This is a genomic window from Carnobacterium sp. FSL W8-0810 (assembly GCF_038007125.1).
Taxonomy (GTDB): Bacteria; Bacillota; Bacilli; order Lactobacillales; family Carnobacteriaceae; genus Carnobacterium_B; species Carnobacterium_B inhibens.
Map to the genome: position 1 here is coordinate 1,535,578 of NZ_JBBOWO010000001.1, position 19,958 is coordinate 1,555,535.

Genomic DNA, 19,958 nt, shown 5'->3' on the forward strand with positions numbered 1-19,958 from the left:
ACAGTTTTAACCGATTTAAATTTATCGAAAGAGAGGTGTTGAGGCAGTGAGTTGAAATTATTTTTAAGAGACTGATTGAGTTGTTTCAAGACTCTTTCTGCAGAGGTAGGAGAAACAAAACGTCTTTTAGACAGATCTTTTACAGAAATGGTGTCGGCTAATTCAACCGCGATAGCCTGGTTGACCCGGGTAGCGGTTAAATAGCCTTGTTCAATTTGAGAGGAACGTGCAACAAAGGTAACCCCACATGCTCTACAAAGAAACCACTGCTTCTTTAACCAAATATACGTTGAATAATGAGTAGAGCTGACCCATTTAATCCTAGAGGTTAAATACCCATTCTTTACAATAGAGTGGGATTAGTTCTTCATCCCGCAACACGCAACACTCACAGTGAGTAGGTTGGTACGTTAAAGTGGCATAGAAAACTTTTGATCTGAATTCTTTTATTCGTTTCTCCACGAAAAAATTTTCATCAAAAAAGATGTTCTTATCTTTTAAATCGAGTGCAGTTTGGATACAATTATTGTGAGACATATGAATTTTTCTTTCTAGTGAGTTGTGGTGACTTTATTCTAACTGGAAAGTTCATGTGTTTCTTTTTTTCACACCAAAAACTATATAGACTAAATCTCAAATGGCTAATGTAGATAAAGAAGTTAGTATTATCTAAAAAAGATACTTAGTATACTACGTTAGCTCAATTCGATAATCTGTTTTTTTGGGAGGAAAAGTAATAATGAATTTATTAGTAACTGGAGGTGCCACTTTTTTCGGCAGTAATTTTGTACACTATATGTCGCAGAATCATCCAGATTATAAAGTAATTAACTTGGATTTATTAACTTATGCAGGCAACATCCATAACTTAGATGACGTGATGGATAATCCCAATTATGTAGTTGTCAAAGGAATCATCACTAATAAAAAATTGGTGTGTAATTTAGTAACCGAACAGGGTATCACTCAGTTTGTCAATTTTGCGGCGGAGTCACATGTTGACCACAGTATTTTAAATCCAGAAATTTTTAGAGAGACTAATATTCAAGATACATTAGCTTTATTGAATGTGGCTAAAGAAATGAACGTTGAAAAACATTTACAAATTTCAACTGATGAAGTCTATGGATCATTAGGAGCTGAAGGCTACTTTACAGAAGAAACACCACTGGCACCAAACATCCCCTATTCTGCAAGTAAAGCGGGAGCGGATCTATTGGTTCAATCATATTATGAAACTTATGGAATAAATATAAACATTACTCGTTGTTCAAATAACTATGGCCCATATCAATTTCCAGAAAAATTGATTCCGTTAATGATCACAAATGGAATGATTGGCAAAGATTTACCAATTTATGGAGATGGTTTGAATATACGTGATTGGCTGCATGTACATGATCACTGTCAGGCGATTGATTTAGTTTTACATAAAGGATGTAAAGGAGAAGTCTATAATATTGTGACAAACTGGGTTTATCACGTGAATTGATCAAATACGTTGATGATCGTTTAGGTCATGATAAACGTTATGCGATTGATTCCGATAAATTAGAAACTGAATTAGGCTGAAAACCTAATTATACTTTCAAGACAGGTATTAATGAAACGATTGAATGGTATCAAAACCAAGAAGAATGGTGGCGCCCGCTAAAATAACATTTAAGCTAAAGTGAAAAAATTTGTTATTATATAATATTTAAGTGGCATAGAGTAGTTTAATTATCTATTCTATGTAGTTTAAAAAGATGGTACACTAATGTTATTCTATATCCTTTCTTCAATTTAATGGATAATGGAAAGTTCCTTTAGAAAAGAGGTAGCACTTTGAAAGATATTTTTAAAGATTACAGCTTAAACCAATTTAATAAAGATATTAGTGGATTAATAAAAGATGAAGCCGTTAATAATATCAAATTGTTCGCAGCTACTGATGAGGCTAAACTATCAGTAGTTTTAAGACCATCGAAAGATAAAGACTTTTACCATGGATTACATCCATCCTTTTCAAGTGAAAAAATGATTGATTTGTTATTCAAAAGAAACGGGATAAGTAATAATGATTTTTGCAAGATTATTTCTAAAGAACAAACTAAGAATAGCTGGTTTAAAGTAAGTGATGTTAGTGGTTTGGATACTGGTTTTGATCTTAATCAAAGTGAGTTAGAAACTCTTTTATTTGGAAAATCTATTTTACAAATGGCCTCACACTTTGGATTTAGGTTTCAATGTAAAAAAACAGTGGCAGATGAATTAAAGAAAATAATTGCAAGGTTGTGGAGAGAAGAGACTGAAAAATCAAACTATAATTTCAATAGAGATTATTTTTCTAAAGAAAAGACGTTTTTTTTCCAATCAGGTAAAAATCAAAAAGGTATATACATAGATTTTTTAGGCGTTTGGCCAAAAGAAATTATTGATAAATTAGATGAAAAAATACATATAAATATGGATAGTGACCTTGAATCTTCTGAATTAGTTCTAGAAAAGATAATGGAAAATACACCAAAATCAGGAAATTATATAACTTTAAGTGAACTTTATGGAATGAGTAATGAATCTACCAATTTATTTTCAGAAGATAAGTTCAAATTAAGAGATGGAAATATTTATTATTCTGGTACAATGCCACGTGTTACAGAAATAAAATATGATACAGATCACCCTTCATCAGAACAAATTAAATACCTGATTATGTATGTTGAACGTACCACATTTGCTACAGTTGATTGTATGGATAATCCTATGATTATGTTGCATCCCTTTTTTGGCGAAGTATATAAGGGAAGGCTTTTATATGATTTCTTATTAGATTTTGATAGATATGAAGATGAAATGCAATCGACACATTTGTATAATCAAAAAGAAAATAAAACTAACCTTCAAACTGGATACGAAAACAACGAAATTAAAAATATAAATAAGTATCTAAAAAGGTCATTCAATACCCACACTGTAGCTGTCTCAGCGAATATAGAAACAGCTGACCAGTATTTATTAGTTGGTAAAAGAGGAAAAGGTACTATAGATGTTGGAGAGTACTATTGTTCGGTCAATGGTCAGTCAGAATTTAATGATGAGAATGTTTCATTCTATCAAGACTCGGTATATGAAGATTTGCCAACATTAGATTTTAATTCGAAAAAAAGATTAGATTTAAATAATGAAATACAGAGAGAAACTATTGCTGAATTAGGGATTTCTATGTTTGAACAAGATTGGCAGTATTATGGAGTATCTTATTTAAGCATAAATAATGAAAAAAATGACGCGGAGTCCGATGGAAAAACTTTTGAAAATGCTTCAAAAGTGAGTAAGCGAAGAATGCACTTCAATGTATTGACTTATAATAAAAGTTACTCTAGCTTTGAAGAGGTGTATACTAATCATGAAAATGTTACAGAAAAATTTGAAAATAGTTTAATAGAAGGAATAAGGCTTAATTTATATAAAGATTGGAAAGAATTTTTAAAGCATTCTATAGAAAAAATAAGTGGATTTGCATACAACCATAGCGGAATTATGTCATTTTCAATTCTAAGTATATCGATGTTGATTAATTTTATAAATAAAAAAAATAATGCAGATATCGCTTCATTGGGAGTAACGGATTATTTTGAAATTATAATTATTTTATTATATCTTGCTGTATTATTTAATAAATGGATTTCTAATAAAGATGTGCGTCAACATAGGAGAACGGTTAGATTTAACATTAGAAAATTTAAAAATGATTCCAATAACAAAAGTAATTCTTTAGCTAAGCTTTTTAATAAATTTAATTTCAGCAAGCATCTAATAAATAAAAAAGAAGAAGATTTTCAAATGCACGTAATTTTAAAAGTTATGATGGGATTATATTTTCTTCAGAAAAAGGAAAAGTGATGTTGGATCGCAAATTTTGTCTTAATAATTACTGGTTTAATTGTTTAAAAGAAGATGGTATATATGATTATCAAGTACTATCGTGCTAGGACACTGGTGACAAGGAGCGAAGTACATTCGCAAAACACTTATGAGGTGTTTGATAGCCAAGTATTTTCCGTGGCTACTCATAATAGACAAAGAAGGAGCATTATAGTGAAACTAAATATTGAACAGCGTAAAATTATCGAACTGGAACCAAGCGGTCATTCCCTCATCAAAGGTGTTGCCGGATCAGGAAAAACGACTGTTGCTATTCACCGTCTGTCGTTTCTTCAGGAGTATTATTGTCCTGAAGAAGAGGATAGCATTTTACTGGTGACTTTTAACAAAACCTTGCTGAACTTCATCAAGTACCAATATTATCATTTGGAATCAACGGAAAGTGAAGAATTGCTAGGATTATTCAGTACTAACGGAAAAGTACATATGCAAAATATTGATAAATTGATGTTTGCCTTTTTTAAGGACTACCAAAAGAGGAACAAAGTACATTACCAGATAGCTGCGTTTTCTGATCAAATAAATGCACTGCAGCGTGCTATTCTCAAATTAAAAGAGACATACCCCGATATTAAGTTGCTCTCGCCTAAGTATAGTAGTTTTCTGTTAGATGAGATTGACTGGATCCAGTCATGTGATATCCCTGACTTGGAAACGTATCAAGAAATAGATCGTATCGGCCGAGCCAGTGGTTCGCAAGCAAACAGTCCGCAGAAGTTAAATAAAAATTCCCAGACACGAGCTGCCATTTATGATTTGATGGAATTGTACAGTCAGCTATTGTTGAATAAAAAAATGGTAGACTTTAAGACAATGAATAAGCTGTCTCTTCAGGAAGCAGCTGAGCATGACCATCCACGTTATACTCATATCATTATCGATGAAAGTCAAGATCTATCGAAAGTGCAATTGAAGTTCATTAAGCAGTTGCATGCCGAAAAGAGTTATGCGTCTATCATGTTTGTGGCGGATAATACCCAGAGTATTTATTCTCATTCTTGGCTTGGTAAGGGACGACCATACACTACGCTAGGGTATGACATGAGTGGGAAGTCCCGGACACTGTCCAAAAACTACCGGACGACAACTGAGATTTCTAAAGCCGCCTATGGACTGATTGAGAATGACGAGCAAATTAAAGGAAATGTAGATTTTGTTAAGCCGTCCCTAATTGACCGGCATGGACACGCGCCTATCTATCGATTTTTCGCTAATTTCCAACAACATGCTGAATACTATGTGAATGAAATCAAGGAACTGACCAATGACTATGCCTTAAGGGACATCTGTATCGTCGCTAAAGAAAAGCGATTGATTGAAAGTGCTGCTGTGGCCTTAGATAAGGCAGGTATTCCTTGCGAACTGTTAGCACAAAATGAACCGCATTTCGAACAAGATACTGTAAAACTAACCACTATGCATTCGATAAAAGGACTGGAATTCAAAGTAGTTTTCCTTATTCATTTGGATGAAGATGTCATTCCGAACACCCGTCACCGGTTGGATAATGATGACTCTCTCGATTCAGAAGAACGGAAACTCTTATATGTTGGAATGACTCGAGCTAATGAACTATTGTATATGACTTCTGTGAAACGACCTTCCAAATTTATCAAAGAAATCGATAACCAGGCACTCAGAATGATAAAAGATGCTTCATTTCACCCGTTCCAGTCGATAGCGATTCAGGATTATAAATTGACTGATAAGGTTGTAGATGTCAACGCCAAAGAAGAAGTCGTCCGTCAGTGGATGATGAAAGAATTGAATGAGACATTTGGTTACCCGCTTGAACTTCTGCAATTGGAATATCCTGTCCAACAGTTCTCCAAGAGAGGTTATGTAGATATTGCGGTCACAATCGAGCATAAAGGTGAGAAGATTCCGTACATCTTTGCGGAAATTAAATCATTTGCGAGTCCCATTGATGTGGCTATGGAACAACTGAAATCGTACATGATGGCCAGTACACATGTACGATACGGCATAGTGACCAACGGCATCGAAGTCAAAATTATTGACCGCAATGGAGAAAGAGTTAGTGATGTTCCGCCTTGTCAGCCACAATTCCTGCCAGCTACCAAAAAGCAGCATACGTACATGGATTTGCGTCATCAAGTTTCGTACCGCTATCTCAAAGATAAAGAAGATGAAACAATAGTTGAAGTTGTCGACCCTACTACGAATCTAACACTGGAAGGTGCGGTGGATCTCCGAATTCCCATTATTGGAGATGTGGCGGCGGGCATTCCGACAACGGCTATTGAGCAGTATGAAGATTCTGTTTTACTGATGGAAAACTGGGTCATCCAACCTCAGCACACATTTGCCCTGAAAGTGACTGGAGATAGTATGATTGGCGCTGGCATCGACAAAGGTGACCTAGTCATTGTCCATAAGCAGGAATCCGTCAGCAATGGCGATATTGTCATCGCGCTGATTGACCAAGAAGCAACCATGAAGAAATTTATGTTGATGGGCAGCTCCGTACTGCTCATCTCAGAAAACCCGAATTACGAACCCATCCAGATGAACGCCGAGGATGTCGTGATTAACGGAAAAGTGATTGGCGTGTTGAAGAAATAGTTGAAGTGTATTCTGCTAATATAAAATTACTAGAAGATTATTTGGTTGATGGATTCCATTTAAATAAAAAAATGAAAAGCTTGAATTTATGAGATTGAATGAGATGTCATAGAATTAGGAGGGATTTTTATTAAAAGGTGTTTTGGGGTCATTATAGTGGCATCATTAGCTTTAGTTGGTTGTTCAGCAAAAAATAACGGTGAAGAAGCCTCTATTGAGCAAGATAGTGGCAGCTCTGTATCTTCAGAATTAGCAGTAGAATCCATAGAAAGTGAATCGGTCAATGAAAAAAGGGCCACATATAATCTTGAAAGTGGAGAAGAAACGGCAGAATTTTTCAGTGATTATTTTGGTACACAAATGGAAGTATCTATTTATGATTTTGAAGATGAGCAGGAAACAAATTATATGTATTCCGAGATTTTTACACTATCAGCTGATAGTGCGAGTGATGCAGTCGAGCAGATCACCTTCTTTGCATTAGATAAAGAAGAAGTTCGAGATATATTAAAAATAGCTGATTTTCCAGAGAACCCCGTTATTGAAGAAGCGTTGTCTTTCGAAGGTGAATTGAAAAATCCAACTTCTGGGGATTTTTACTCGACAGAATATTATGACGATCTAGGATTAGGTGCAAATATAACTATAAAAGGAACCATATGGGGCGATGAAGAAGAAAAGCCATATAGTTTGACGTTATTCTATGACAAGAAAGCTTATGATAAATATGCGGGATGATTAATCTATACTTAGCAAGGATCAATAATGAGTAACTTTAAAATGGGCTGAGTGATACTACTTACCAAGTAATATATAAGCTTAATAATTTTTTTAAATACCTTTTACTATAATACTAAGACATTATGGTAAGGGGTATCTGTTAAACTTATAAACTATTTGTTTTTTTGAGGTGGTACTCTAGTAGTCTTATCTACAATTGAAATTTTCTCACTAAGAGCATTCAAAGATAAATTTAAAAAAATATGTGTTAGTTATTTAAATAAATTATTCCGAAAAAAATTAACTAAATACTGTTATCAAACATAAATAGTTATGATGATAATATAGGTTTATTACGGATGTTTCAAGACGTATATACTCATGAAAAATGGATAATAGTTTTAAATTAATGAATACAAGAAATAATTAATTACGATTGTTTTAAAATTGGTTGCTCTATAAGAACAGCTATAAAAAATGGTGCTTTTATAAAAGAAAGGAATAATCAAATGAATAGTGAATTAGTAATTGCTTTAATAGCTGCAGCTTCTACGATTATAACAGTTTTTTTGACTAACTTTTTTACTGGGTGGAATGAAATGAAATCTAAAAGAGTTGCTTTAAAAGAAAAACAATATATTGCTTTTTTGAAGTTAATTATAGTTTTAAAAGGAAACTTCATAGAAAGTGAGTATGCTAGAGTCCGTCAAGAATTATCTGAAACAATTCAAATGATGTATTTAATAGGTAGTGATGATGTAATTATTCAAACAAAAAATTTAATGAGCCTATTTTCAGAAGAAATAACTAATCAATCTCAAGAAGAAGTATACTCTAAATTAATAAAATCAATGAGAATAGATTTATATGGAAAACGAAAAGTAAAAGACCATCCTTCAGAATTAAATCTTATAACATTTAGTTGATTTCCTGTTTAGAAAAAGTTGTGACTTACTTAAAGAAATAAACTTAAAATTGTAACAGCCAAATATTTATGTAATGAACCAAAAATAATAAGTTACTAGTTTTAATTAGGTTTTATAAAGAAACTCACAATTAAAAATAAGAGAAGAATTGATAAATGGATACTGCACAGGACGCAAGGAAAAGACTTAGCCTAAGCAATGTAATGGCAAGAGATTGTATTGGTTTTGTGGGTGTAGATAAAGCCGCAAGTAATGAATCGTTACCGCTGCCTGATTAAGTTGAGTACGAGAAAAAACAGGAAAAGATGTTTTAAAAAATAAAAATACTAGAAAATGAGTAGGGGAATTTAACATGACTGAAAAAATATTTAAAGTATTTGTATCTTCAACCTATACGGATCTTGAAGATGTTAGAAATAAAGCTATTCTAGGAATATTAAAAGCCGGTCATTTACCTGTGACGATGGAAGGCTTTTCGGCTACAGCAACTCAAAAAGAAATGATTACAAAAAAAATTGAATCATGTGATGCCTATATGGTAATAATTGGCAGTAAATATGGCACTATTGATTCAGATACAAGTTTGAGTTATACAGAGTGGGAATATGATTTTGCTGTTGAAAAAGGTTTGCCAATATATACTATGATTTTATCTGAGAAGTTTATAGAGTCAAGAGTCCATAGTGGGAAAATATCGATAAAAGATATTGAAACTTCTAAAATGGAGTATAAAGCTTTTATTAACAAGGCTAAGGGAAGATTAGCTGATTTTATAGATAATAACGAACAAGTTAAAAGTATGAGTGAAGCGGGTATATTACAATTAGTAAAAGATTATAAAAGTAATATGATTGGTTGGGTTTCTGCTACTGCTCTCGAAGATTTGAATATGGCTCAAGATGAATTGGAACGATTAAGGCAGACAAGAAGTCAACTTCAAGTAAAATTAGCTAATGCACAGACAGAAAAAAATAATCTTTCTAAATTACCTGACAATGATGATTTTGATAATTTGCTAACGCAGAAATTTCAACCTAATTCAACGGATTCAATTATTGAAGATGGCATAGTTTATATAAAAGAATTTGTAGAGGAGAAAGTCAAACAATTGAAGACGAAAATTGTTAATCACAGAGGCAGTATTGCACTTGGATATGATGTTAATAAAAAAGATACTGTACTATTTAGATTAGATCCAGACTCCATTACATACATAGCTGACTATGATCAAGGAATTATTGATGTTAAAGTAGCTTTAGCAGATCCTGGGTTATATGAGACTGTAGATAGACTAATGGTTCATGATAATATTTTAATAAGTGAAAATTTTAAGGAAACTTTATCTATTGATTATTTGAATAAGACTCTTAATCTATACTATAAAAAGAAAAAAGTAATGAAGAAAAAAATTGATAAAAAGTAATTTGTGAAAAAAAACGAAAAAAACATTTGAAAGCGATATAATAACATTGTGAATATAATTATTAGGAGGAAATTTAATGCAACTGAAGAAACTTCATTTAGAAAACTTTCGCGGATACAAATACTGTGATATTGATTTTTCTAAAGATATTAACTTAATTATTGGGAAAAATGATGTGGGGAAATCTACAATCATGGATGCTTTAGAGATATTTTTTAATGGAGAAGATAGAGATGCATTAGTAAAAGCAGATGTTGGTGATTGTAATGTTTATGCTGATGAAAGAAAAATGTCTATAACTACTTATTTTGAATTAAATAACAGTGAAGTTGTGTATATGGATTCTTCACATTCTACAGATTTGAGAAGCGAATATCTATTAAATAAAGATGGATTACTCGAAATAAAAAAAGAGTGGAATTGTAGCGGAAGTACACTGATTGGAAGTAGTTTAAAAGTCTATATCAATTGTTTTTATCCCTCTATTAGTGAAAAGCCATACATATTACTTAAAAGAAAAGAACTACAAAAGGAAATAGAAGTAATAGAAGAAGATGTAAATAAGAATATAAATTCAAACATGAGACGTGCTTTATTTAAACATTTTGTAGTTAAAGATACAGTTTTTGCAGAACAGAGTATTGAAATAAAGAAGTTGGAAACAGAAACAGATGAAAAAGATGTTTGGGGAAAATTAAAAAGTAACTTGCCGTTGTTCTTTTTATTTCAATCTGATCGTACAAATTCAGATACTGATAGCGAAGTGCAAAATCCAATGAAAATTGCTACAAAAAAAGCTTTATCAGAAATTGAAGAAAAATTAGAAGAAATAAAGAAATATGTAGAGTCAACTGTATCTGAAATAGGAAAAGAAACTATTGAAAAATTAAAAGACTTTGATGAAAATATTGCTAAAGACTTAGACACTAATATGAAATTAAAAAACTGGGATTCTTTATTCTCGTTTGATTTAAACAGTGACAATGGTATTCCAATGAACAAAAGAGGTAGTGGAGTAAGACGCTTGATCTTATTAAGTTATTTCAGAGCTGAAGCTGAAAGAGTTTCTTCGAGATTGTCTCGGAAAAATATAATTTATGCGATAGAAGAACCAGAAACATCTCAACATCCTGATTATCAAAAAATGATTTTAGATTCTTTTAATACGATAGCAGAAGATGAAAAGCATCAAGTCTTTGTTACTACTCACACTCCAGAAATAGCCAAATTAGTTAATCCTTCAAATACCATTTTTATCAAAAAAGAAAATGAAGAGCCATTAATAGTTATAGACGAGGAAATAAAAATTAAAGAAATTTCAGAAACATTGGGTATACTTCCAACTGTAAGTTCTAGAGTAGTTATTTGTGTGGAAGGAAAACATGATGTGAATTTTTTGAGAACAATTAATCAGCATGTTCCTGAAATGAAAAATATTATTGATTTTGAAGAAGAGAATATAAATATTATTCCTTTATCAGGCTCACGTTTAATAGATTGGATAAATAAAGATTATTTAGAAGATTCAAATATAATTGAATATCATCTTTATGACTCTGATGTCCAAAAATATGGAGAGACTGTTAGAGAAATGAATGAAAAAAATGATGGAAGAAGATTCGGTGTGATAACTAATTTTTTTGAAATGGAAAACTATCTTCATCCAAAAGTAATAAATAGTATTTTTCCTGATGCAAATTTAGAAATGGAAAAGTTCATTGAAGAGTGGCCTAGTAAAGATATTCCAAAATACTTATTAGATAAGGTAATGTTACATATACAGAAAACAGACGAAAGAGAAAACGGCATAAAAGGAATGCTAAATAAAAGAGCCTCTAAAATGATGACTAAAGAATTATTGGAAGATTTAGGTTGCTATGAAGAGATAGAATCATGGTTTATGGACATTTCGCAGCTATATTCTCAAGGAAGCTTAAGGAAAAATGTAGAAAATAAAGTTCAATATCTTGTATAGAAATTAGACATTACGAATAGTTTCTAGTACTACATTTTTTAATATTCTACACAATAAATGAATTGAAGAAGAGTAAGCATTGCAAACTAAGTAATAACTATTTGTTTTCTATTGATACTAATGTTAGATACCTTATATTTTTCCCCAGTTAAGTGTAGCTTATTCATTTTAATCGGAATTACAGTTTGAGTACCGTGAATGTCTTTTTTTATCAGGCTAGCATAATTTTACAATCGGTATATATATAATAAAGGAGTATGGTTTATATTGAAAGAAATGGTTAAAGTATTAGAGGATATTACTGGGTCTGTAATTTTAACAAAAGGAGAATATGGTTTTCAACATATAATAGATGGTTTTAATACTGCAAAATATATTAATATTATTACTTATAATATTACACCTTTTGAAAATTCGGGATTACTTAATGTACTTAAAGGTATTCCTATTGATACTCCAGTTAATATTGTATTAAATATTCCAAAAAAATCATACCGAAGTGATGATGCCTCGAAGCAAATATATTACTATTTGAAAACTTTAGAAAGAGAGAAGTTTAATGATCTAAACGTCTACTTCAATTTTTCAAATCATGCAAAACTTATCATGACAAACAATAAAGCTTATATAGGATCACAAAATTTTTCGGATGCAAGCTCTAATAATTTGGAATTAGGTGTTTTAGTTCATGATAATAATGATGTAGAAAAAATCAGAGATGAAATATTTGAAATTATTAAAAGTGACTCTATACGATATGCAACTTCGGATTATATAATAGTAATGGAAGAAATATCTATCTATATGCAAGATGTTTTTGATGAGTTGCGTTATAATCTTTTTACATTTGTAGGAGATCCACCTTATACTCCTGAATATGAAGTATTTACTATAGAAAATGCAAATTTTCCTAAAAAGGAATGGGCTCGGTTTAAAGAACTTGATGAAAATTTATTCGAAATTTTTAATAAAATAGGTGACGAATATGATTATATATTTAACAATAACAAAGCAGAAAACTTGAAAGATGACATTAATCGTCATTTAACTTTATTTATTAGTGAGTTAGATCTTTTTTCAGAATATTTAGATACTTATGATAGTAGAACGATGGATTTATTTTATAAAATAGATGATGGAAATACTGATGCTACTATGGATATAGTAATGCAAAAGGTACATGAAGAAATGGAAGTGAAATTTGGCCATTTAGATCAGAAAGGTAAAGAACTTCTTATAAATTTTGAGCAAATAAAAATGAAGATAGAGCTAATTGTTGAATTAATTGAAGAGATAAAATACGAAATGATAAAAAATACAGTTTACGAAAATTTAAACCTAGTTAAGTAAATGTTTAACAGTTTTAAATGCTTTAAAAATACAGTTCTTAATCAAGAGTATCTTTAGTTCACAGAAATATATACGGAAGTAAAAGGTTGAGTTGTAGCTAGACCTCCTCTGTTAGGGTAGAAGTCGTACGAGGCTAACGTGATATGATTAAGTAAATGACACGGAGGTCGATCGATATGGCAAATAAAAACGGCGTACGTTATACGTAAGAAAGAAAAGCCGAAATGATTCAACATATGATGTCACCACAGAATGAATCAGTGGCAAAGCTGAGTAAAGAAGAAGACATTACAGAAGTGACATTGTACAACTGGCGTAAGGAATCACGCGTGGCTGGTGTCGCAATTCCAGGCAATAATAAAACTAGCGACAAATGGAGTAGCCAGGATAAGTTTTTAATCGTGATGGAAACACGTTTGCGATGAATGAGTTGGAAGAGCAGCTAGAAAGTACCCAATAGAAATATTTACCATAAATTATGATTATTTATTTGAAATAGGGTTAGAAAGTAAGAATATCCCATATTATGATGGGTTTAGTGGTAGTTTTGAGCCCTTTTTTAATCCAGAGACGGTAGACAACTTACGTTATCTGCAAAATGATGTTAAACTTTGGAAAATTCATGGTTTTTTGGGTTGGCAATTCCATCGTGATGGCAGGAAAGTAATTCGAAGTGCTACTGGTAGAGATGATATTTTAATATATCCTTCAATACTTAAGTATGATTATTCGCTAAAGCAACCCTACATTGCACTTATAGATAGGCTTTCAAACAATTTAAGACAAGAAGATTCTGTGCTATTTGTTTGTGGTTATTCATTTGGAGATGAGCACATTAATGAACGAATTATCACAGCAATGAGGTCGAATCAGAATGCTCATGTATTTGTTTTGCTTTATGATAAAGAGTGGGAAAATGGGCAAGTCTGTCATACATTAACTGAGGATTCTAGCTTAGCTAAACTAGCCAAGGATAATACACAACTATCTATTTTTAGTTCGCGAAATGCTGTAATAGGTTCACAGTATGATAAATGGGCAATACCAGAGAAACTAGGGCATAATGAAACTATTATTTTAAACCAATTTTTTGAAAAAGACGTATATAGTTGTCCAGAAGAGCCGTTGAATCAAGAAGTACAAGAAAAAGAACAATAGAATGGCGAAGGGTAGCTTACGATTATTGACTTTTGCAAGTTCACTAATTTTTTAAAAATAATGATGAGTGTGTAGTAGACTATCTATGGATAAAAAAAGGAATACAGAAATTGGAGAAGTTATCAGGTATCAGGAAATATTATCTCCATTCAGATGGCGAATAATGTCAAATCTAATATGCCAATAATTGATGGTACGGTGTATCGAATAGGACAAATTGGATCATTTGTTAGGATTCCTTTGGGATACGTAAACCTTTATGGCATAGTAACTCAGGGTGGGGCTGCGGCAATGCCAGAAAATATTAGAGCAGAGATAAAGGTCAAATTATTTTAACTCCTAAAAAGAAATACCCTGATACTCTTGAAGAGTTGTTTGCTGATTATGACGAAAGTCCATTAGATTCTAAAGATAAATTCGATTGGGGAGAATCAGTAGGAAGGGAGTTTCTTTAGTTGGCAATGAAGGGTATAAGTTATCAAGAGTTAGAGCAAGACGATATTATTTTTGTCAGTCTTAATCCTACAAAAGGATATGAACAAAGAGGATACCGACCTTGTATTGTACTAACAAAAAAATTAGCTATTTAAATTATATGTATGGGATAGCGACAATAACTTCTAAAGCAAAAGAATTCCCATTTCATATACCCTTACCTGAACAACTAACTATTAAAGGCGAAGTTTTACTCGAACACCACTGTATAATTGATTTGGAGTTAAGAGAATTTAAATTTGTAGAAAAAGCACCACAGAAATTAATTGAAAAGTGTTCTGCGAAGATAAAATTATTATATTAGAAAATCACCAACTCCATTTAAATCAATATTATAACAGGTTTTATATTATTTCGTTTGTCTAACAAAATTTAACAAAAGAGAAATAAAGAAGGTTACAAAGTATTGCTTAATGTGGTTAAGAAATATGTCATAGAATAAGGAGAGGGTTTTATTAAAAGGTATTTTAGTTTCATGATAATAGCATTAGCTTTAGTTAGTTGTTCAGAAGAAAGTAATGAAGAAACTCCTATTGAGCAAGAGATCAGCATATTTGTATCTTCAGAATCAGCAGAGGAGTCTTTGGAAAGTGCAGTAGGCGATGAAAAAAATGCCACTTATAATCCTGGAAATGGAGAAGAAATGGCAGAGCTTTTCAGAGCTTATTACGGTGCACAAATGGAAATATATTCTAATGAATTTGAGCAAGAGCAGGAAAAAATTATGTGTATCCTGAAATTTTCACAGTGTCAGCTGATGTAGAAAATGATACAGTCAGTCAAATTACATTTTTTGAAGTAGGTGAAAAAGATATCCGAACGATATTAAAAATAGCTGATTTCCCAGAAGAACCAGCTATTGAAGAAGCATTGTCTTTTGATGGGGATTTGGACGAGCCTAAAAAAGTTCCAAGGTCTTTTTAGTGCAAAGTTCTTATTTGGATATAAATAATCGCATTAAAGCAGTTGTAAAAGAAGACATCTGATAAATAAATGAAGAAAGTAAGTTACATAACACCAAACGAAACAGAAGATGTTCAATTGCCAGGTATATCTATAGAATCTAAAGAATACCCTATTTTTTACACACACTAAACCTTCCAATCAATACTATTCGTCTGTGAGAAAGTTTTCCTTTCTATGTTATACTAACTAAAAACACATTGACGAGGAGTAATAGCATGAAAGTAGTGATTATAGGAGCTTCTTTTGCTGGGGTAGCAGTAGCTTTAGAAGCACGAAAAAAACATTCTAATGCAGAAATTATTTTGTTGGAAAAGCAAGCTACCTTAGGTTACATTCCAAATGGTCTGCATTTGTACTGGGAAAATAAAATTGCTGACTTAGATGCAGCCTACTTTATTACTAAAGAGCAGTTGAAAGAGCAAAACATTCACTGTTATTTAGAAGCATCTGTTGAAAAAATCCACACGGTACATAAAACAGTCGACTATTTAGTTGACGAGAAGGAAGCGACGATCACTTATGACAAGTTGATTATCGCAACAGGTTCGAGCCAGTTGTCGCAAAAAATCAGCGGCAGTGATGGTGAAAGTGTCTTGAAGTACAAACGGCACCATGAAGCCAAAACTGCTTTAGCTAAAATTGAAGCTAGCCAAAGTGTAGCCATTATTGGAGCTGGTCAAGTCGGAGTAGAAGCAGCCGATTTATTAAGCAAGCAGAAAAAGCAAGTCACACTGATTGAAAATATGGATTATGTATTATTTAAATACTTTGACAAAGAAATGATCCAACCTTTGCAACAGAAAATGTTGGATCAGGGAATTGATTTGCGCTTGAATCAAACGGTTTCTTCAATTGAGGAAGCTGAAGCGGACCAACAGTCAACGATTCGATTTGGAAATGAAACAGTTAAGATTGATACCGTTATTTTAGGGGTGAATGTGAGACCAGACTTGCACTTTTTAGATGAACACATCAAGCTCCATATGGACCAAACCATCGCAGTTGACCGCTATATGCGTACATCGGTAGAGGATGTCTTTGCAGTTGGAGATTGCATTCAACTGACTTTTGGAGAAAACGATGAGACAGTGTATATTCCACTAGTGAACAATGCTGTTCGGACAGGAATCGTGGCAGCTGCTAATTTGATTGAACCAAAAATGGCTTTCAAAGGGTCCTTACGCACGATTGGGACTTCTATATTTGGGTACTACATTGCCAGCACCGGTGTGACCGAAACCGAAAGTTTGTTTACGGGTCAAAAGGTTAAAGCCTATCGTCAAGAAGTGCGTTTAAACAGTCTACCGGAAGCCGGTACCGTAACGATCAAATGGGTCTACGATGAAACCAGCCACGTCTTACTTGGCGCTCAAATGATTTCGACTTCAAATATTTTAGAAAAAATCAATACATTGGCATTGGCCATTCAAACGAAACAAACTTTGGAAGAGTTGCAGCAAAAAGATTATTTCTTCCATCCCGCATATTCCCAAATAATTTCGGCCACCAATTTTAACTTGTGGCAAGAAGTGAGGGATGACGGAAATGAAAATTGAACACTTCCTTGAGAAAAATGAAATCAGAGAAGTCACGATTTTTAAACAACTCGTATTGAATGGTGGCAAAATCTCTTATACGGATATGTTGGACTATTTGGCCGTTGCTAAGGCTTCACTCGATAAAGATTTGGAATCCATTTCTTTCCGGATACAATCTCTTGCTGATCAGGTGCACATCAACTATGACGGACAGTACATTTCTTTAACCATGGGGGATGAATTTTCATTGCAGCATATTTATCAACTTTATTTGAATCAGTCGGTCAAAGTAAAGCTAATCAGTTTTTTATTTGAGCATCAAGAGTTCTCAATTATTCAGTTGGCACAAAAGCTGATGATTAGCGATTCATCTTTATTTCGCAAAATCAAAGAATTGAACAGCTATTTGAAAGAGTTTGGTATCAAAATACGTAATGGGCAGTTGCACGGAGAAGAGTTGAACATTCGGTATTTTTACTTTCAATTTTATAGCTATATCGAAGACAAAGAAGCCCTTATCGCTTCGCACTCTGATAAACAAATTACTCAAATGGTACAAGCCGTAGAAAGTTTTCTGCACGTCACGATTGAACCAGAAAGCAGGCAACGCCTTGACGTTTGGATGCTCATAAGTAAAAACCGCGTCAAGCACAAAGAGAAGAAATACTCACGCTTGCGCGAACAAATGCAACCATACTTAGAAGACACGTTGTACCAAAAAATCCGGATTATGGTTTTGCGCTACTTCAGTCGTTATTCAATTGAAGTTGATGAAGAAGAAGCTATGCTGCACTTTGCATTTTTGTTAGCTTTTCCTATTTTAAACGAACACGATTTTCACGAATATACATTGGAACGGGACCGTCGCGCACCGATTGCAACGATTGATACGTATATTGTGGAAACCATTATTATCCATTATAAGTTCCGTAGATTGCCTTATATGTTGGAACGCGAAATGTTTTATCACCTTTCTCATATTCATACAAAACTCTATTTCTTCCAAGGTGATATTGAAATCTATGATTACGAAGAAATAATAGCTAAGGAGAAACAGTTTACCGGCAGGAACCTCGTTTCATTTGCCCATACATTGCTAGAAGTCAGCACCAGTAAATTTGGGATAAAAAATATAGAAGACAATAGTTTGTTAAAAGTAGGGCTGATGAAATACATCAGTTTACTGGCTATTGTGACCTTTAAGATGACGAACATTTTGCAAGTTGGTATCGATTTGAAAATGGAAACCATTTATACGGAAACGCTAGATCAGTTATTGATACTGAATATGCGCCATATCAATGGTATACACGTAGAAGCCTATCAGTCGAGTAAAACGTATGGTCTCATCCTTACCAATCAGCAACCAGCCCAAAAGGCCCACTACGGTGAAGCCAAAGTGTACGTCCTCTCTGAAATCTTGTCATCCTTCGATATGAAAAATATTCAAAGAATTGTGCAACAGTTAAATGGCTAGAATAAGTTATTAAATCGGTCAGGGGATTGGATAAAGGCTTAAAAGCGGAAAAAAAGCAATTTCCTACCTTAAACGTGATCTGCAAAAGAGTTTGAGGTTCTTAAAATAGGTTTATGTACCTTATCTCTCAAAAATTTCCTCAATTATAGTAGGTAAATCCATTTTATGTACCTTAACGTTACTTTTTATAATGACTTGTGGTACGTAACGTCCTAAATCAAAAAATAACCATCTAAAAGTGATATGCTCACTATGGATGGTTATTTTTGCTTAGATATAATAGGAACCTTTGCCTGTACTTGCTGTCGTGTAGTCTTTTTGCAAGACAGAACGAATCCTCCTTGCAGCACAAACACCGCCGCACCAATCATAGATGGCAGATGTCGTCAGTTTTTTATCTGGAAATAATCGTTTATACTCTAAAACGTGCCTTGAAATTAGAGTTGAAACTTGTTCAGTATGTCCGCAGGCTTTGCATGTGCAAAATTTACTTCTAGGCTCAATCTCTGATATGAATTGCTCGCATGCTAAGCAAATAATGCCTTTTTTACATTTCTCATAATTGTATTCTGGCACGCCATTTAAATATGGCTTTGTTTGAGCAGTCAGTTCGCATAATGTTTTAGCGAGAAGAAAGTGTTTTGATGGAAGAGGTTCTAACCGTGCAGTTAAATTTCTGAAATGCTTTGGGAAAGTTGCCCGTACCAAAGTTTTTTGTATATTTTTTACGTCGTATAACATAAATTCAGGATGCACAAACGCTACAAAAGGTTTGATAGGCAGTTTCATTTGGTGGATTTCCAATAAGCTTTGCAATAACGAAGTATGCCGATTGATTCTTTCTGTAGGGCTGTGGAAGGAGTTCCCAGATAGGTTAGATATCAGAAATCCATCGTTGTACGTATACTCTCCACCATAATTTTTTATTTCATAAAGCAAAATTTCTTGCGCAGTGATGATCAATGCATCAATTTGAAATTCAGTGCTGCCGATTGCTAGCGGTAAATCATTCAAAACAAGACAATTACAATTTAATCTAGCTGTCAGTGTATCGAAGTAGCATTCACCTTGATAACCTTTTACTTGGTTTTGGTACTCACTGCAGCTTTCTTGAGAAAAATTAATCCGATTTTTCAAATGCTCCAACATAAGTAACTTGTCAGATTTCACACGTTTTTTATAAATCATTTTGCACACTCCTTTTTATATAAATGTCCGCAAAAAATTACTTTCTTGTTTCTTGTGCCTGCAAATGTAATTCCGTTTATTAAATTGACATATACATACTGATTAGATCATTTCGGGCGCAGCCGAAATGCACATAATGTAAAACAATCTCAATAAATGGATTTATGAACCATAACGATGGGATATTTCTATTGTTATGGTCTTAAAAAGGGGTTTATGGACTTTATTT

At 33.0% G+C, this 19,958-nt stretch carries 15 protein-coding genes and 1 pseudogene; 15 read left to right on the forward strand and 1 reads right to left on the reverse strand.

The window, feature by feature from the left end; genetic code table 11:
• Nucleotides 1-739 precede the first annotated feature (739 nt).
• From rfbB to NST49_RS07475, 15 genes and pseudogenes are all read left to right on the forward strand, one after another.
• Nucleotides 740-1,659, forward strand: a pseudogene (gene rfbB, locus NST49_RS07405) (dTDP-glucose 4,6-dehydratase).
• Between the two features lie 168 nt (nt 1,660-1,827).
• Nucleotides 1,828-3,885: a hypothetical protein gene (locus tag NST49_RS07410; protein WP_341047800.1), complete on the forward strand. Its 2,058-nt coding sequence runs from the start codon at nt 1,828-1,830 to the stop codon at nt 3,883-3,885.
• 195 nt (nt 3,886-4,080) lie between these two features.
• Nucleotides 4,081-6,513 carry a transcriptional repressor LexA gene (lexA, locus tag NST49_RS07415; protein ID WP_341047802.1) on the forward strand — a complete coding sequence of 811 codons (2,433 nt, stop codon included), beginning with the start codon at nt 4,081-4,083 and terminating at the stop codon, nt 6,511-6,513.
• 156 nt (nt 6,514-6,669) lie between these two features.
• Complete coding sequence (locus tag NST49_RS07420; protein WP_341047804.1) at nt 6,670-7,251, forward strand: hypothetical protein; 582 nt, start codon at nt 6,670-6,672, stop codon at nt 7,249-7,251.
• A gap of 491 nt (nt 7,252-7,742) precedes the next feature.
• Nucleotides 7,743-8,159, forward strand: coding sequence for a hypothetical protein (locus tag NST49_RS07425; RefSeq protein WP_341047806.1), 417 nt, complete (start codon nt 7,743-7,745; stop codon nt 8,157-8,159).
• Nucleotides 8,160-8,511: 352 nt separating this feature from the next.
• Complete coding sequence (locus tag NST49_RS07430; protein ID WP_341047808.1) at nt 8,512-9,582, forward strand: DUF4062 domain-containing protein; 1,071 nt, start codon at nt 8,512-8,514, stop codon at nt 9,580-9,582.
• A gap of 76 nt (nt 9,583-9,658) precedes the next feature.
• A complete protein-coding gene (locus NST49_RS07435) occupies nt 9,659-11,557 on the forward strand; it encodes an ATP-binding protein (protein ID WP_341047810.1) in 1,899 nt (632 codons plus the stop codon).
• Between the two features lie 267 nt (nt 11,558-11,824).
• The gene (locus NST49_RS07440; RefSeq protein ID WP_341047812.1) at nt 11,825-12,907 is read left to right on the forward strand and encodes a hypothetical protein; all 1,083 of its coding nucleotides are present in this window, start codon (nt 11,825-11,827) and stop codon (nt 12,905-12,907) included.
• Nucleotides 12,908-13,143: 236 nt separating this feature from the next.
• A complete protein-coding gene (locus tag NST49_RS07445) occupies nt 13,144-13,332 on the forward strand; it encodes a hypothetical protein (protein ID WP_341047815.1) in 189 nt (62 codons plus the stop codon).
• A gap of 46 nt (nt 13,333-13,378) precedes the next feature.
• A complete protein-coding gene (locus tag NST49_RS07450; RefSeq protein WP_341048689.1) occupies nt 13,379-14,065 on the forward strand; it encodes an SIR2 family protein in 687 nt (228 codons plus the stop codon).
• A 461-nt stretch (nt 14,066-14,526) separates the two neighbouring features.
• Complete coding sequence (locus tag NST49_RS07455) at nt 14,527-14,655, forward strand: type II toxin-antitoxin system PemK/MazF family toxin (protein ID WP_341048691.1); 129 nt, start codon at nt 14,527-14,529, stop codon at nt 14,653-14,655.
• Nucleotides 14,656-15,035: 380 nt separating this feature from the next.
• Nucleotides 15,036-15,323, forward strand: a complete 288-nt coding sequence (locus NST49_RS07460; protein WP_341047816.1) for a hypothetical protein — start codon at nt 15,036-15,038, stop codon at nt 15,321-15,323.
• Nucleotides 15,308-15,484, forward strand: coding sequence for a hypothetical protein (locus NST49_RS07465; RefSeq protein WP_341047818.1), 177 nt, complete (start codon nt 15,308-15,310; stop codon nt 15,482-15,484). The genes NST49_RS07460 and NST49_RS07465 overlap by 16 nt, the downstream gene beginning before the upstream one ends.
• Nucleotides 15,485-15,741: 257 nt before the next feature.
• Nucleotides 15,742-17,082, forward strand: coding sequence for an FAD-dependent oxidoreductase (locus tag NST49_RS07470; RefSeq protein WP_341047820.1), 1,341 nt, complete (start codon nt 15,742-15,744; stop codon nt 17,080-17,082).
• The gene (locus NST49_RS07475) at nt 17,072-18,541 is read left to right on the forward strand and encodes a helix-turn-helix domain-containing protein (RefSeq protein ID WP_341047823.1); all 1,470 of its coding nucleotides are present in this window, start codon (nt 17,072-17,074) and stop codon (nt 18,539-18,541) included. The genes NST49_RS07470 and NST49_RS07475 overlap by 11 nt, the downstream gene beginning before the upstream one ends.
• Nucleotides 18,542-18,811: 270 nt before the next feature.
• Here NST49_RS07475 and NST49_RS07480 read toward each other — a convergent pair whose 3' ends face one another.
• Entirely contained in the window at nt 18,812-19,729 is a 918-nt protein-coding gene (locus NST49_RS07480; RefSeq protein ID WP_341047825.1) for a nuclease-related domain-containing protein, read from the reverse strand.
• Nucleotides 19,730-19,958: the final 229 nt, after the last annotated feature.